This is a genomic window from Bradyrhizobium sp. CCBAU 51753 (assembly GCF_015291565.1).
GTDB classification, from domain to species: Bacteria; Pseudomonadota; Alphaproteobacteria; order Rhizobiales; family Xanthobacteraceae; genus Bradyrhizobium; species Bradyrhizobium ivorense.
In genome coordinates this window covers 1107352-1124514 of sequence record NZ_CP030037.1, presented here as the reverse complement: position 1 = coordinate 1124514, position 17163 = coordinate 1107352, and the positions used below count along the sequence as shown (strand labels likewise).

General features: G+C 58.4%; 7 protein-coding genes. 3 read left to right on the top strand and 4 right to left on the bottom strand.

The genetic code is table 11. The features are described from left to right. Positions 1–227 precede the first annotated feature (227 nt). The 4 genes from XH93_RS05145 to XH93_RS05130 are packed head-to-tail and all read right to left on the bottom strand — an operon-like array spanning position 228 to position 7503. Positions 228–3320: a DEAD/DEAH box helicase gene (locus XH93_RS05145; RefSeq protein WP_194472683.1), complete on the bottom strand. Its 3093-nt coding sequence runs from the start codon at positions 3318–3320 to the stop codon at positions 228–230. A 5-nt stretch (positions 3321–3325) separates the two neighbouring features. After that, positions 3326–4630, bottom strand: a complete 1305-nt coding sequence (locus tag XH93_RS05140; protein ID WP_194472682.1) for an EH signature domain-containing protein — start codon at positions 4628–4630, stop codon at positions 3326–3328. Next, a complete protein-coding gene (locus XH93_RS05135) occupies positions 4627–5529 on the bottom strand; it encodes an OmpA family protein (protein WP_194472681.1) in 903 nt (300 codons plus the stop codon). Before XH93_RS05135 ends, XH93_RS05140 begins: the two co-directional genes overlap by 4 nt. A 3-nt stretch (positions 5530–5532) precedes the next feature. Continuing rightward, positions 5533–7503: a hypothetical protein gene (locus XH93_RS05130; RefSeq protein WP_194472680.1), complete on the bottom strand. Its 1971-nt coding sequence runs from the start codon at positions 7501–7503 to the stop codon at positions 5533–5535. A 692-nt stretch (positions 7504–8195) separates the two neighbouring features. Between XH93_RS05130 and XH93_RS05125 the strand changes: the two genes are divergently transcribed. From XH93_RS05125 to XH93_RS05115, 3 genes are read left to right on the top strand one after another with little or no spacing between them, the layout of a single operon-like run. Further along, the gene (locus tag XH93_RS05125; protein ID WP_194472679.1) at positions 8196–10940 is read left to right on the top strand and encodes an ATP-dependent DNA helicase; all 2745 of its coding nucleotides are present in this window, start codon (positions 8196–8198) and stop codon (positions 10938–10940) included. 23 nt (positions 10941–10963) lie between these two features. Continuing rightward, entirely contained in the window at positions 10964–13945 is a 2982-nt protein-coding gene (locus XH93_RS05120) for a DNA methyltransferase (protein ID WP_210340441.1), read from the top strand. Between the two features lie 4 nt (positions 13946–13949). Further along, on the top strand, positions 13950–17099 hold the full coding sequence (locus XH93_RS05115) for a BPTD_3080 family restriction endonuclease (protein WP_210340440.1): 3150 nt from the start codon (positions 13950–13952) through the stop codon (positions 17097–17099). Positions 17100–17163 lie beyond the last annotated feature (64 nt).

The following is a 17163-nucleotide window of genomic DNA, read 5'->3' as shown; positions in this document are numbered from 1 at the left end:
CCATAAGCATCTCAAATTATTAGTAGATTTCGAAAACCACCACCTCTGCGAAACAAGGTAGAATAGCCGACACATCACGATCTACAATAGAATTGGCGTGCCTATCGCACTATCATTTCGTCGAACCGTTAGAGCTAGAACCATACCTTTCTCCTTCGAGCAGCGCGCGCGGCTTGAGGGCTCTGCACTATTGCTCTTCAGCAAGCTGTCCATTGAATCGGACACGGTTACAGATTGAGAGAGCCATCCGGTGCCCAGGCAGGCATAGCCAATCCATCCCGTGCGAACATCGCCTCCATGGCACCTATTACGGGTTCATCGGATCCGGTGCTCGAAGCGGCTCCCTCGGCCACCATACGCTGAAGCTCGGCGGCATCGCCATCCGTGTCTCCCATTGGCCACAGTGCGGACTCAGCCATCTTCCGCTTCCGCTGCATGAGGCTGTGCAGCAGACAATCGAATGAATGTTCGCGATACGCCGGGTGCACGGCCATGGGAATGTGCACCGTGACCGGCTTCGTCTGTCCTATGCGGTGAACTCGGTCGTTGCACTGCTCCTCAACGGCTGGATTCCACCAGCGAGACAAGTGGAGAACATGGGTAGCCGCCGTCAAGGTTAGCCCGGTCCCAGCTGCCTTGGGCCCAAGAACAAGCAAATCGAAGCGTTCGGTATTTTGCTGTTGTTGGAATCGATTGACGATCTCCTGTCGTTTGTTGATCTGCGTATCACCATTGATTAGCTCGACCCTCGCAAGACCAAACGCCGCCTTCACCAGTTCGATGAAGCGATATTGCATCCTGCGGTGCTCGATAAACACAAGTGCGCGTTCTCCTCTGCTTGCGATGGTCCTTAACACCTCGAAAGCAGCTTGGAGCCGAGCGGACGCAGAAATGAAATCGGCGTCCGGAAGCACCTCTTCGAGCAGGGGATGCACCGAAACGGTGCGGATGTGATGAAGCATCTTTAGAGCGGCACCGGCGCCGCGTTGCGCCAACTTGAGTTTCGCATCTTCGTACGCCAGTAGTTGGCGCTGCGGCATCCGTCTGGGGTGTAGGCGCCGGGATTTTTCGGGGAGATCACTCTCCACCGCCGATTTCAGCCTGCGGATAGCAAGCGGCGGAACAGAACCGCGTGGTTTGAACACGATCCGATGCAGGTCCGCCATGTTTTCCCGGGTCGGAGTGCCATAGCAACGCTTAAACGCCTCCAGTGATTCCAGACTGCCTGGCGCTATCTGATCCATGATGGCCCACAGATCGGTGGCGCTGTTTTCGATCGGCGTTCCTGTCAAACCAATACGAAAATCCGCCTTTACGCTCCGGGCCGCTTCCGCGCGCATGCTGAAGGGGTTCTTGAGAGCTTGAATTTCATCAAACACTGCGGTCGCAAACGGCACCCTGGCAAGGGAGTGCTGGTAGTTCACGAGTGTAGTGTAGGTAGTCAGGACCCAGAAGCGGTGCGCACGCTTCTCTCGAATGGCTTCATGCAGGAACTCGAGATCCAGCTTGGCCTCGCCGCCATCGATGTCGCGTCCCTGTCTGCCGGTCAGCTTGCGCGTGGCCGTCGCGCTCCCATACAACCTGATCAGGTGACCAAGCCCAGGCTCTTTCAGATGCCGGTCCACCTCTTCTTCCCAGTTCACCAACAGTGAAGTCGGTGCAACGACCAGAAGAGGACCACGATCTTCGCTTCTCCCGCCCATGTGCACCTGCAGCCAAGCAAGAAAGGCGATAGTCTGCAGGGTTTTGCCGAGCCCTTGCTCGTCCGCATTGAGGACTCCCGGTAATCCCGCACCCCAGGCTGCAATCTGCCATTCTAAGCTTTCCGTTTGATGATGCTTGAGCTCCGTCCGAATGCTCTCGGGACGGTCCGTTGGTGCGGCCTTATCTCGCGGCTTTAAACTCGCTATCCAACGGAGCTCCGCCTCATTCGTCACGGTTTCAAGGACGATAGGGCGCGGGGATTCCTCCAACCTCTCGGGATCGCCGGACGCGTCTTCACCGGCGGAAATCCTAGTATCAATGGTTTTGAGGGTTTCAAGCCGAGCAGGAATTTCCAGACTATCGACCACTATGGAAGGCTCGCCGGATTCAATTGCGCCCAACACCCGATCTCGGAGTGATTGCAGTTCTTCGCGTGATTGGCTGACCAGCAGCTCGGCGAAGCGTTGGCCGAAATCCTCCGGCAGCCAGGTCGTTGAGCTGCTGCTTGCGGGCGCCGTCTCCTGCTTCTGATAGGCCCTCACTCCGATTACGCGGCCCGAAAACTCTTGCGTCTCAATCAACACGGGGCCGGCGACTCTCTCAACCGCATCTTCCACGCCTACCTCATCTAATCCAGCCAATTGGCCTCGACGTCGTAGTGCGTTTTCAATAGCCCGGCTGATTTTCGGTCGCGGGTTCTGGATGAACTGGGCACGTTCTTCGGCTGAAGCTTGCTGCATCGAGGCCATGACCTCCAAGGCAGGCAGCGCAGCGCGATCCACCACTACGTAATTGCCCGGCCCGATACGGTATGCCGATAAAGCACCCCGATCCCGCACACGTTGCTGGAAGACTTTCAGACCTGCACCTTCTAGCTCCCCATGGCTCTCTCGGACGTTTCCGTCGTCCGCCGCTAGCCCCTCTCTTGTGAGACGCTCCGCAGAGAATGGTACCACCTCGAAGTCTGTCCCCTGCGAGTTGGGAGATAGCGAAAACCTGTCTGCGAGACGAACCTCAAGACCAGAGAGGAAGTCAGTCATTGAGATGCGGGCGGCCGTATCCCCCAAGCGCATATGGACGCCGGGCTCAAGCGCCTGCCGGAACTTGGCAAGAGCCTCCCATTGCTCGGCGTCGTCGGCTCCCGGCTTCAGCTGTTCTGCAGTCTCGAGAGCATCCAACAAGAATTCCGGCAAACGGCGCGGGCCGTCCGCAGTTTCAAGGACGGCACCCACTCGACGCGGGTATTGCCGCTGCCCATTTTTGACCCACTCATACCGAAGTTTAAAAGATCTGGAGCCTAGGACCCCTTCCGCGTCCGTGCGGAACGTCAGGTCGACAACGGGGGGAAGCCCGAGCGCCCGCGCTGTTTCGCTGTCCAATCTCGCGGCAAGCCGATGCGACAGCCGGATCTCGTCTGCCGAAATTGCCAGGTCCTCCGGGACGTCTTCACTCGCGGCTCGCAGGTCTCCGATCGCGCAGAGCAGCTCCGAGTCCGCCATGGAAAGCTTGCTAAGGTCCTTTGTTCGGTTCGACATCAAAAGCCCTAAAAGCCCGCTCTTACCGCGCGGCACCTTGAGGCTGATGAGGGCTTCGGAATATGAACACTGCAGGTCCATCGCGTCTAAATCCTCTCAAGCACCCATCCCTCCCAATGACCGAGATGCATCTTGGCCTGGGCGCCGGTTATTCTGCGAATGGCATCGCAGTCATAAGAATGTTGATAGAGCTTGGGAGCTCGCGAATTTCTCTCGTCGAAGATGTGGATCTTGTAGTTGCTCGATCCCTCAACAACGATTTTTGCTCCGATCTTGAGGATGAGGAGGCACGTGCCCGAACGACTGCCGCCCGCAATTTGGCGACCAAATGGTATCGTCCTGTTTCCCGCTTTTCTTCGCGCCAGGGCGGCACCGGCGTCGCTGAACGCCACCCACGCGGCATCAATTCGCTTCTGGTTGTACAAGGAAAGCCAGAATCTTTCGCGGGGAGCCCACATGTGACTGTCCTCGACCGCTGACACGATCTCGAGGAAGAACCTGATATTCGCGCCAGTTAGCCACCGCAGAAGGATAGCAAGAAGTTCATCGGATACTGAGGACCAGGCGCCCGCACGCCCCCTCACTCTTGGATCGCCATAGTAGCCAACAATCCTGGTGATGAGGTCGTGCTGCATCTGTGGAGACGGGTCTTGATCCCGCCATGGCCCGAGAAGTGCCTCGATCGCCTCCCCCGCGCCTGAGGCCCGCGGCTCGTGTCCGTCGGGCTTCAACCAGCGCAGTAGTCGGTCAATCTCGGTCGGTTGGTTGAGGTTGGGAGCCAAACGCTTAACGAAGGCAAGATGTGCGAAATCTATGATCCCGGGTGCATGAGGACTAAGAAGATGGAGGTCTCGCAAGCCCTGCCACGGATCAACCATTTGGACCATTAGTGATCCGATTGCGTCTGCGCCCTTTCGTGGGTCAAGCACCTCGGGAAGCTCATCGATCAATAACCGGGATCGCGCATCCAGCCGCAGCTGAACCTTGGCGAGCGACCGCGCCAAGGCAATTGTGTGTGTCGCGCCCGGTTCATAGCTTCCGAGATAGATCGACATCATTGCCGCAAGGAACGTCCGACTGTCGCTTGCCTCGATCTCTGCGTAGTAGAACCGCCGTAATGGTTCGAGAACGGGACGAGATCGCCGCTCTGCATCGAACAGAGCACGTGCTGCCGAAGTTACAAACGACATCCGGGTGCCTGTCCAATCCCTCCTCTCCAGCCTTCGGGTCATCTCTATGATCAGACGTTCACGATCGCGCTCGGGCGGATCGGCGACGACATCAGGCCAGCGCGACAAGATGCGCTGCGCTGCTGCGGCCAACCTGGTTGGAGCAGGAAGGCTGGGCGGCTGATAAAGAACAGGCTCGTTCAACTTTGCGAAGAGACTCATCGCCCCTCGATGATCAGACCGGAGCGCAACGCCTTGCGGATGTTATCGATCTCTTCGGAACGGCTGGGCGTGTACATGATAATGCGCAAATCGATGCGACGGTTCGTTGCCCGTCCCGCGGACGTATCGTTGCCGGCAACCGGCCGCATCTTCCCATAACCGGACACTGAAAGAACCGGTTGTCTCCTGAAGTTCAAATGAGCGACCAGCCCGGGCTCCCGCACCGTCATGGCGAGGAAGGTGGAAATGGCCCTTTCCGTCGAAAGACGAAGGTTGCTGAGATCATCGCCCGTCGAGTCCGTATGCCCCTCAATCTGGACCGCTTCGATGATGGCGGCTCCATTGTTGCAGCCATTGGACCACCTCGATTTGCTACCAAGCGTGTAGCAAGGCAGGATCGCCTCCAACCTCTCAGCAATAGATTCGACGATCGCTTTCCGCTCAGAGCGCAGAATGCTTTGGGAGCTTTGGAATAAGCCATCACCCTGGAAACGAAGAGCGTCATTTTCTTCACTCACGACGACCTGGAGATCGGGAAATTCGACCTTGAGCTGATCGCGCAAGCGCTCCAAGATTTGCCGGCGCTCGTTTGCCGTCTTGGTCAGATATTCTTCGAGCGGGTCCTTCTCCTTAAGCTTCGCCAGCAGGCGGTTTATCTCGGCGTGGAGCGAAGCTATCTCGGCTTTTGCAATAGCGAGCGCGGCGGTCAAGTTATCCCGCTCCCAGACGACATGATCATACTGCACCTTGGGCACGCTCTCCTTCGGATTGAACCGGCTGGCGAAAAACGCCAAGAGGATCATGACAATGAATAGAAAGCTTACCGTCATGTCAGTCATCGACACGAACGCGGATTCTTCCTCCTCCTCTCGCTGGTGTCGGCGGAATGCCCCGCGCATCGGCTACCTCACGGACTGCGGAGCAAACTGCTCGGCCTGATCGACAATGATCTGCAATGTATCCAACGCTGGAGCTAGCCTTTCCTGCAACTCCTGAACGTGGTGCCGCATGCCGTCCACCGCGCCGGCGACCTGGCGTGTATACGCATCGAACGCTTTGCCCAGCTTTACATCAATGTCGTCGATACGATCGCCTTGACCTCTGAGACGATCAAGCATGACGGAGATTCCGTCCAGCGTAGCTTCGACTGCCTGTGCTTTATTCGTGAGGACAACCTGGGCGGCCGCAAGCGCGTCCGCAGCGCTTCGAGCCGTCGCTTCGGCGGATCTCGTTACAGTACTTGCTACATTCCGGCTTAGATCGGATAACTGACGCAGCGAGCCTTCCATCCGCTCTGTCGTTTCCCGCACAGGTGAGGAGGCGTCAACGAGATCCCGCGAAGCTGACCGGAACGCACCAGCTGCCTCGATCGTCGCATCCGCTCCGGATCGAACGCCGTCCGACAATTTTCGGAAATCGGTGCTCGCTCCCGCTACCTGGTTTGCAACCTCTTGCATCCGAGCAGCGATTTCAACGAGCGGGGACATCAGCTGCTGACCGACCTGCGAAGTCAGTTCGCCCGTCAATCCGGCGATGCGAACCCCAGCTTCTTCGATCCGCGCGCGGGCCACATCGCCACCACCCCGTGCCGCCTCATCCATCTGATGACGGAATGTCTCTCCCGCCTGCTTGAGATCGGCGGCGGCCGAACTGAGCGCCTGGGCGCCAGTGGACGTGTTTTCCTGAATGCTTTCAAGCGTGCGGTTCATTACCGTCAACAACTTCTCGGCGCCTTCGCTAAATACGCTGCCTGTGTTTTCCGCCGACTGGATCAATGTGCTTTGAATACCCTCCATCGACTTCGCGATTCGCGACACCGCGCTATCTAGCTCCTGCCCTACGCGGGTCGAGCTGCTGTCCATCCGCTCCGAGAGTTGGGCGATGCGGTCGCCCGCCTCCGAAAGCCGGCTACTTGCCGCGCTGAGGGCTTGGCTTACGTCGCTCGTGAAGCGGGAAGAAAGATCCTGTACCAGCGCCCCGACTCCCTCGGTGCCCGCCTTGCCTACTTGTGCGAGCAACGGCGCCATGGCCGTTTCAATGCCGCTTGAAATGGCGCGAGGAATATCCTCACGCAACGGTCGACCCAGTTCAGCAACCAGCTCCAAACCGATACGACGAAAATGCTCCCGCTGCTCGCGAACGGCCGACAGTTGCTCGATTGCTAGGTATTCCAGGCTGATAAACGAGAGACGGCCTTCAATCTCATTCGCAAGATTATGGGATGCTGCCTCGGCCCGAACAGTGCCGATGCGCAGCACCAGAGTGAACAGGATCGAACAAAGCAGTCCCGTCAGCGACATGATAAACTTCGCCGATGCAACGGAAAGCAGGATGCTGAGCTGGTCGTTACCGATGACCTCGCCCTTGGCGGGCACGATTGATTGAAGAGCCGCGACAAGACCCAAAAATGTCAGCAACAATCCAACGGAAACGAACAGGCTTGGCACGTAACGCCAGAAGCCCGCTGAAAACCCCAAGTCTTCGATATTGAAGAAGGCGGAAGGACGCACGGAATTTCGTAGAATCACCTGCCCAGCCTCTTCGTGCGGAACGAGAGTCTCGCGGAATTCCCGCCAGGCGGCAGCCACCCGCGCTTTGGCTCCAGAGGTGCCGAAGCGCGCAATATTCCTATCTACATCTGTAATTCGGGCACTTAGCTCCGCCGCCGTCCTATGACTTGTGATCTCTTTGGCTACGCGGTTCAGCGCAACCACGCGGCTCCGCATACTGAGAACAAATCGCAAGGCACAGAAGACGAGGACGATCATCAGGGCAAGACTAACAAGCCCCGGCACGAAATCCTGGCGCAGCAGGCTTGCGGCAGCCAGCACGACATTCCGGACCAGGATTCCGGCACTAGTAATCAAGTCCAATTTTTGCCCCCTAGGGATCCGTACACATCTATCATGCCCCGGCCCCCTCCATGCAACGGCCCTATAGGTAGCGCCAATCGATATCCGTAGTCGCCCGGATCATTGCCCGCCCGCTGCGATTTAGGGCACCTAACGGCGCCCGACTATTCGCCAAATGACGAACTTCATTACCCCCGACGAATCTCTGCCGAACTGCAATCGTCCACTCAGTCGCCATTTACAGCTGAACTGGCCTATGACAACGCCAATGTTGCTCGCCGCAAACTGGAAACGATCCCCATGTACGAAGCCGAAACAAAATTAACGTCGTTCGACCTCTCGCCCACGCGTCCGGATGTAGACACGGAAAGCCATCACTAGCCAAGCGGGAGATTTCCGAGGCGGTGCTTTAACACCAGCAGGTGTCACATCGATCGGCACAACCGGGGAAGAAGCCGGAGCAAAATCAGCCCCGCGACCGCCCGCATAGCGCGCATTGGCATTTCGGAGCACTTGCGCCCGAACCATCATTGGGAGATGATCGACCTGCTTCACAAGGGAATTTACATTGAATTATCAACGGGTTTGTAGCTACCATTCGTCCGCCTGAATCGGGAATTCGCACGGCAATCGCAAATTGAGGCGCCCCCCAGATAAGAAATGGGGGCGCTATCGCCGGTTAAGCCGGCCGGGGGAACGTCAGGTAGGATCACGTGAAACTTACGGTCACTCAGGACAAGGCCGTCACGTATGACGGTCGAAATCTTCAGCTAATCGCGTGCGCAGGCTCCGGCAAGACGGAAGTCGTAGCCCAGCGCGTCGTGCAGTTGCTTAGGCCTGCTGGGCCGCAAGCGCTTTTGCCCCGCAATATCATCGCGTTTACATTTACGGACAAGGCTGCGGCTGAACTGAAGGAGCGCATCGTCACCCGAACTCGCGAGGCACTCGGTGACATCCCTGGCATGGCGGAGATGTTCGTTGGGACGATACACGCCTTCTGCCTCGAACTCCTCAAGAGCGAAAGCCCGAAATACCTGAAATACGAAGTGCTGAACGAGGTGCAGCAGACGTTGTTTGTCGATCGTCATTCGAAGGGGTCCGGTCTCACCCAAGGCACGACGCTCACCGGACAACCGTTGAAGCGCTACATCGACACCCGCCACTTCATCACCGCTCTGAACATTTTGCGGGAAGACCGGCCGATAGCGTCCGATCGTCTCGAGGGGAATACGATTCTAGTGCAGCTTCCCAACTACCAGCAGCTACTGCATGACCGTGGTTATTTGGACTATTCGAGCATCCTCAAGGAAGCCGTTGCCGAGCTCACGGGTAATCAAAGCCTGCGCGAGAGGCTGTCGGCTCGTATCAGGCACGTCATCGTTGACGAGTACCAAGACGTCAATCCGGTCCAGGAGAGCGTAGTCGAGGAACTGCACCGGCTAGGTGCAGGCATCTGCGTGGTCGGCGATGATGACCAGACGATCTACCAGTGGCGCGGCAGCGACGTCCGCAACATACTAAGTTTCGAAGGTCGCTACCCCGGCGCGACGCAAGTCCGCCTTGAGGAGAACTTCCGTTCGAGCGAAGGCGTCGTGGCTGTCGCCCGAGATTTTATTAGGCAGGTGCTGCGTCGACTTCCCAAGGAGATGAAGACCACTGGCGCTCAGGCGTACGAACCAAGCGACATCACTGCGCTATCCTTCGACTCTCCGGAGGAGGAAGCGCAGCATATCGCTCGTACGTGCGTTGCTCTGCGGGGCGTTGCAATTCGCGAAGATGGCGGCAACCGCGGGATCTCCTGGTCCGATATGGCCATCCTGCTGCGCTCAGTGCGGCGTGACGGCGAACCGATCATGTCAGCCCTGGAAAAAGCCGGCGTCCCGTACGTCATCACCGGTATGGATGACCTGTTTCAAACGGACGAAGCCGAAGCCGCGCGCCAGCTCTTCTATTTCCTTGCCGACGAGATCGACGAACCAACGCTTCGCGCAGCCTGGCAAAAAGCCGACCTTGGCGTCAGTTCCGATGCGTTGGACCGTGCAGTAGCTGCTGCGGTTACTGCCCGGCAAGAAATGAAGCAAGCCGACGTCGGCCAGTTCAAGGTCTATAACTTGCAGCGCCAGTTCATCGCATTCATCGAGAACGCGGGCCTCCGCGAGGAGCGCGTTCCCGGTGGCCGTGGCGAAGTGGTCTTCTACAATTTGGGCAAGTTCAGCCAGGCGATTTCGGATTTCGAAAGTATTCACTTCCGTTCGGCGCCCGTCGAGAAATACACAAGCTTCGCTGGCTTTTTGCGCCATCACGCGGAGAGCTCCTATCCGGAGGGCTGGCAGGACAACGCATTCGTCAGCCCCGATGCAGTTCGGATTATGACGGTCCATCAATCGAAGGGGCTTCAGTGGCCGGTCGTTTTCATCCCACAGCTGGTGCGCAACCGCTTTCCTTCCCGCGCCGCCGGGGGTCGCACCGCGTGGCATCTCATCCCAGAAGCAGCCTTCGACAACGCCGCCCGGTACAAAGGTGGGCTTGATGACGAACGTCGCCTGTTTTACGTGGCGGTAACCCGGGCACAGAAGTTTCTGCATATGAGCTGGGCGCCGCATGCCAGTAATCAGGCGGCTCGCGCGCCCTCAGATTTTTACAACGAAGTGCTCGCCTCGAAGTACGTCAAGCGCCGCCCCCCTGATTATGGCGAGCGCAAACGGCTCGATCCGCAACCAAAGTCGTCAGTGGCCAACGTCACGCTGTCGTTTTCGGACCTGAAGTATTTCTTCGAGTGCCCGTACCAATTTAAGCTTCGCATTCTGTACGGATTCAACGCCCCGCTCGACGAGGCGCTGGGATTCGGGAAATCGCTGCACGACGCTTTGGCCGAAATTCACGCCCGTGCATTGCGTGGTGAGGCGATCGAACCCGATGAGGCCACCGCGCTCGTACAGCGGCACCTCCGAGCGCCCTATGCATACCCTGCCCTCCGCGAGAAGCTGGAGCAGGCCGCGCGGCACGTCGTTGAAAGCTACATTCGTAAGAACGCCGCCCAATTCAATAACCTCGAGTTCTCGGAGAAGGCGATCGAGATCGCCCTTGGCGATGGCGTATCAGTAGCGGGTCGCATCGATCTGGTGCGCCGGATCGATACTGGCGAAGTGACGATCGTTGACTTGAAATCCAACGACCGCGCCCAGACCGAAATGGTGACAGAGACTCAGCTTCACATCTACGCGCTCGGCTACCAGGAGCTCACGGGCCGGTCTGCGGACTATGTTGAGATCTACGAACTCGATGACCAGAAGCAAAAGCGCCGCTCGGTAGACGACGACTTTATTGCAGACGTCAAACGCGATGTGCGAACAGCGGCCACTGCGTTGCGGAGCAACGACCTGCCTGCGAAGCCTCGGGGGCAAAGCTGCGGCCAGTGCGACTACCGCCGCCTTTGCTCGGCTGCGATCAGTAACTGAAGAAGTACAATACGAGGGGCGAGATGAATCTCAAGCAGGCCTTGTTGGGCACCTTAGAAACCGAGCAACTGAAGAATCTCTGCGCCGAGCTCGAGATTGATGCCGATCGACGCTCAAGTGAGGCGATGCTTGGCGGGCTGGCCAGCTCAAAACGCGCCAAACCGGAACTAATCATCGCTCAAATGACCGTTGCGCAGCTTCGTGCAACTCTTGCCGAGCTCGAGCAGCCGACCCGCGGCAACAAGGAAGAACTCGTGGAGCGGCTACTGCAGGCAGGCGGACGAGGCTTACCAATTCCAAATGCGACAACGCTCAGCGCAGCGGCGCAGCCAAGCATGTCCGATTTGGCGTCAGAATACCGTCATGCGGATCTCGCCGTCCAACGCCCCGATGCCGGCGTGCAGGATCAATTCCAGACGAAGAAGCCACCTAAGGCCTACCGTTATGACAGTTCGCTCGATCCGGCGCTCTCGTGGGATGAGCAGCGAGAGCGCGAACTCGGCGAATGGTTACTTGGATTAATCCTCCGTGTCGCGAGAGAGGGCGAGGCGAACGTGTTCGCTGAGGCGCAGGTTTGGAAAGGTGGCGGCGTGCGTGTGAAGGGGGTGATCGAGGCTGCACAAGTGCTGCAGCAGATCGGCCAACCTTTCCTCAACTGGGCCGGAAAGGCAGAGCGGCAGGAGATCCGGATTCCAACCGTACCGCTCTTCGTCCACGAGCGGCATTCGACGAGAGCGGTCCTCGACGGTATTCGCCACCGGAAGGCTCGTGGTCAGACGCTGGACCTGTTCGGCGACGCTGGAATGGACATCCGCGAGAACCTCGAGGCTTATGAGCACAAGGGGCCCTGGCAGAACCGGATGATCCTCGGCGACTCGCTTGCGGTGATGAATTCGCTGCTCGAGTTCGAAAGTCTCGGTGGGCAAGTACAGATGATCTACATCGACCCACCTTACGGCGTGAAGTTCGGCTCCAATTTCCAGCCTTTCGTCCGCAAACGAGAAGTGAAGCACGGCGGGGATGACGACATGACGCGCGAGCCAGAAATGGTGAAGGCGTACCGCGACACGTGGGAACTTGGGCTGCATTCGTACCTGACCTATTTGCGAGATCGGTTACTTCTTGCGCACGAACTGCTCAGTGATACGGGCAGCATTTTTGTTCAGATTTCAGACGACAATGTTCACGTTGTTCGCCAGCTACTTGATGACATCTTTCGGCCTGCGAACGCCGTGGTGACTATTCCCTTCAAGAAAAAGAGCGCGACTACACCAACGGATCCGGTGAACGACTATCTTTTGTGGTACGCGAAGGACGCAAAACGTTTGAAGGTTCGCCCGCTTTTTGCAAAGCGCAATCGACCCGAAGACGATCCTAAGTTCAATACCCTGATTTCTCCATCTGGAGAAATGAAGCGCATCACAGCGATCGATGATATTGAGGTCGAGAGGCTACTATCTGAGGGGTGGCGTTGGGCTCGTGTGAATTATCCGCTGGTTAGTCAGGATGAGAACGAACGAAGTGTTGCGTTTGAATGGAACGGAAAGACATTCAGCTGTGGACGCAACAGACACTGGACGTACGATCCGAAAGTAGCGATGCACCGCCTTGCTGCGAAGGGCCGAGTTTTCGACGGCGGAGGTGCTTCGCTGGGTGGTGTCGTGTTTTGGGACGACTGGCCTTACGTTGGAATATCAAACTTTTGGGATGACATTCACGGGGATCCAAACCCAATTTACGTCGTTCAGACGTCCTATAAGGTGATCCAACGCTGCATGCTTATGACGACAGATCCGGGAGATCTGGTCGTCGATCCCACCTGCGGCTCGGGCACTACCGCCTACGTGGCCGAACAGTGGGGCCGTCGATGGATCACAATCGACACTTCGCGTGTGCCCCTTGCCCTGGCACGTCAGCGCCTTCTGACCGCAACGTTCCCTTACTATAAGCTCAAGTCACCGCAGGCCGGACCGGCCGGTGGTTTCGTGTACGAGCGCAAGCAGAACCGTAAGGGTGAGGAAATTGGCGGTTTGGTACCGCACATCACGCTCAAGTCAATCGCGAACAACGAACCGCCGTCGACTGAAGTGCTGGTCGACAGACCGGAGGAGGCACCGGGCGTCACGCGCGTAGCCGGCCCCTTCGTCGTTGAGGCCACAATCGCGCCGGTACAGCCCCTCGAGACGGCGGGCGACAGCACGGCGGCGGATGGTGACGTCTCGACCCACATCCAGCGTATGACCGAACTGCTGCGGCAGTCGAAGACACTCCGCCTGCCCGGCAACCGCGAGCTAACGCTTCAAGGTATTCGACGCACCATAGATACCGAATATCTACACGCCGAGGGCAAGGAAGGCGAGAAGCGAGTAGCCATAGTCTTCGGTCCGGCGGACGGTGCAGTGTCCGCCAGTCTTGTCTACGAGGCCGGGCGAGAGGCGCACTACCTGAAGTACGACCGACTGTACTTCTTCGGCTTCGCCATCGAGCCGGGCGCCCGCGCCATGATCGAGGATGACAAAAAGCTGCGCATCCCCGCTGCCTATGTGACAGTGACACCCGATGTAGCAATGTCGGACCTGCTGAAGACCACGCGCGGCTCGGAGATCTTCTCGGTCACTGGTTTGCCGGATGTAACGGTGCGCCGCGCGAGGAAGAAGGGACCCGAGGGGCAGCCACTTTACGAGGTGGAGCTCGAGGGTCTGGACTTGTTCGATCCCGACTCCATGGAAACCGAATCTTTGGGGGGCGAGCACGTGCCCTGCTGGATGCTAGATACGGACTACGACAACCTGTGCTTCTACGCCAGTCAGGTGTTCTTTCCCAAGACCAGCGCCTGGGACAACCTGCAGCGCTCGCTGAAGGCCAAGTTCGACGACTCGGTCTGGTTGCACCTCGCCGGCACTGTTAGCGAGCCGTTCGCGCTCGGTGAACGCCGGCGTGTAGCGGTGAAGGTAATTGATGAGCGCGGCAACGAAATCATGCGCGTGCTCGACGTGGTGGAGTGACACTGTGACCACGCAGATCAATGCAGTCGCCAACCCGATCATCAACACGCCCTACGAGGAGCCGAAACAGCACTGGCACATCGAGGAAGCCCATCAACCGCGGAAAGAGCCGGGTCGGCGGCAGGCGAGCTATTTCCTCCGCGTGCCCGAGCGTGCTGCCCGCGGCCGTCGCGCTACCGATCAGGCGGAGCTGTTCAACGAGGACCTCAAGGGTGATGAGTACCTGCTCGATCTCGCTAACCTACTACGCACGCGCGTAAAGGAGTGGCGTGAGCGCGAATACCAAGGGGCTACAAAGATCACGCACGAGCTGATCGCACATTGGCGCGAGCCGGACCGCGAGCAGCGACTATTCTTCGCACAGCTCGAGGCAGCGGAGACGTTGATCTTTTTGGTGGAGGGTCCGCCCGATCTGCTCCAGGGTATTCACGTTCCAATGGATGAACCCGGCCCAGCCGCAAAAGACGCCGGCTACAGGGCTTTCCAACGTTATGCACTCAAGATGGCAACCGGTTCGGGTAAGACTACGGTCATGGGCATGCTCGCTGCGTGGTCTATTCTCAACAAGGTGGCTGACCCGCAGAACCCAGCTTACTCCGATACGGTGCTAATCGTCTGCCCAAACGTAACGATCCGTGACCGGCTACAGGAATTGAACCCAGAGCGCGACGAACTGTCATTGTATCGCACACGCGAGCTGGTGCCTGCACATCGAATGACGGAGCTGCGCCGCGGTGAGGTGTTCGTCACCAATTGGCACAACCTCGAGCGCCGCGAGACACGCGATGTGAATGGTCAAGGTGCTCGAGTCGTGAAGCGCGGGCAGGCCGTAGAGAAGATCCGCACAATCAAGGTCACAGCCACTGCTACGGCAGATCAGATCCACCATCAGGCGACCGTCGGTGCATTTGAAATCGTGGCCGTGGAAAACAGGCGTGACGGCACGCCCAAGGCCTTCACCGTGAGGGAGACGCAGTACCGGGAAAGCGACGCCGCTTTCCTGAGGCGCGTTTTGGGTGGGCGCAAGGGCCGCGGTTCGGCCATCCTTGTGTTGAATGACGAGGCCCACCACGCCTACCGACGCGGGGCGTTGGAGGACGGCGACCCTTACGGCGAGGAGGACGAGATCACGGAGGCCAACGCTCGAGAGGCTACCGTTTGGATCGAGGGATTGGATCGAATAAACAAGGTCCTTGGGGGGCGCGGCAACGGGATTCGACTATGCGTGGACCTCTCGGCAACACCGTTCTACATTCAGGGCAGCGGTAATGAGGTAGGCAAGCCCTTTCCTTGGGTGATCTCCGACTTCAGCCTGCTTGAGGCGATCGAGGCGGGCCTCGTCAAGGTGCCCCAACTGCCGACTGAAGATGGATCGGGCGAGGAAGTGCCGCGCTACTTTAATGTCTGGCGCTGGGTGCAACGGCAGGCGCAGAATGATGGGCTCATCGGCCCAGTCACAGCGACCGAAGTGATGCGCTATGCCACTGCGCCCATTGTCACCCTAGCGGCGAGCTGGCGCGAGACGCTCGCGAAATGGAAGGACCACTTTCGCCAAGGCAACCGCCGGCATGACGTCCCTCCCGTTTTTATCATCGTCTGCAAGGACACAACGATCGCGAAGGCCTTGTACGCCTGGCTGGCCGAGGGCGATGCGCAATATGGGGCAGGCGTACCAGAGTTCCGTAACGCATCCGGCAGTGAGATGACTGTCCGGATCGACAGCAAAATTGGAGAGGACATCGCTTCCGGTGGCACCAGCGATGAGACGCGGCGGTTACGGTTTGTGCTTGAAACGATCGGCAAGGTCGAGTGGCCTGGCCGCAAAGTGCCTGAGGAGTATGCAGCCATTGTCGAACGAAACAATCGCAAGGCGCTAGAGGACGAGGGCAACGGCCTCGGTGTAATCCACTCGGAAGTTCCGCCCGGTCGGGATGTACGCTGCATCATCTCGGTGTCGATGCTGTCCGAAGGATGGGATGCAACTACAGTGACGCACGTTGTAGGGCTGCGGCCCTTCGGCTCTCAATTGCTCTGCGAGCAGGTTGTGGGCCGCGCCTTGCGGCGGACGTCCTACGCTGTGGATACTAAAAGCGGACTATTCACCGAGGAGACGGCGCAGATTTTCGGCGTACCGTTCGAGCTGATCCCGTTCAAGGTGGAAGGAGGCAAGCCGCAGCCGCCCTCCCCGCCAGCCAATCACGTTTACGCCGTGCCGGAAAATTCCGAGTACGAGATCGAATTTCCTGTCGTCGAGGGTTATCAAGACCCAGGCATTGTACAGGTAAAGGTAAACTGGGATCGTGTGGGTGAACTGGTGCTGGATCCGGAGGACGTTCCGGACGACGTCCTTCTCCGCGGTCTCGCAGCGGCCGACGGCCGCTTAATTGCGTACGGGCCCGGCGCACCTGTGCGCGTCAACCTAGACGAGTGGCGGAGAGGGGTACGGGTTCAGCAGGTGGCGTTCGAACTGGCCAAGGTTCTAGCCCGCAAGTGGCAGGAAGATCGAGGCGCTGCGATACCGATGCATCGTCTATTTCCACAGACGCTCGATGCCGCCAATCACTTCATCGACGAACATGTTGCATCGGTTGGGTCTCGTACCAAGCAAGACCTGGCGATTAATCCCTATTTTGGAAAAGCGATCGCGATGATGATCAACGCGATGGAGTCAGTCGACGGCGGCGGAGCCAGTCAGGAAAAGGCCGTGTTCGCGCCTGGAGCTGCGGGGGTGCGGTCAACCCGGGTCGTGAACTTCCACACCGGCAAAGAACTGCATGATGTGCAGCGTTGCCACCTTAATGCTGCAGTTTTTGACTCCGATTGGGAACGCCAGGCGGCAGACCTGCTAGGCTCGCACCCCGCAGTGGATGCATGGGTTAAGAACGATCGGCTCGGCCTCGTGATCCCGTACCGCAAGGATGGCACGCCTCGGAAGTACCTGCCAGACTTCGTCGTGGAATTAGAGAATGGCGGGCGTCTACTAGTCGAGATCAAGGGCCAGCTCGGCGATGCGGCGATTAAGAAAGCGGCGGCCGAGCGCTGGTGTCGCGCGGTTAGCAATGACGGGCGTTTCGGGAATTGGGCTTACCATCTGTGTTTCGGGGCCGCGGACTTAAGGAGCGTGCTTGATCCGATAACGCTTGAGAGACGCTAGAAAGATCAACGAGTTTTGGTCGTTGGCGTAGACAAGTTATCGGACTGGGTCGAGGTCCTCAGTC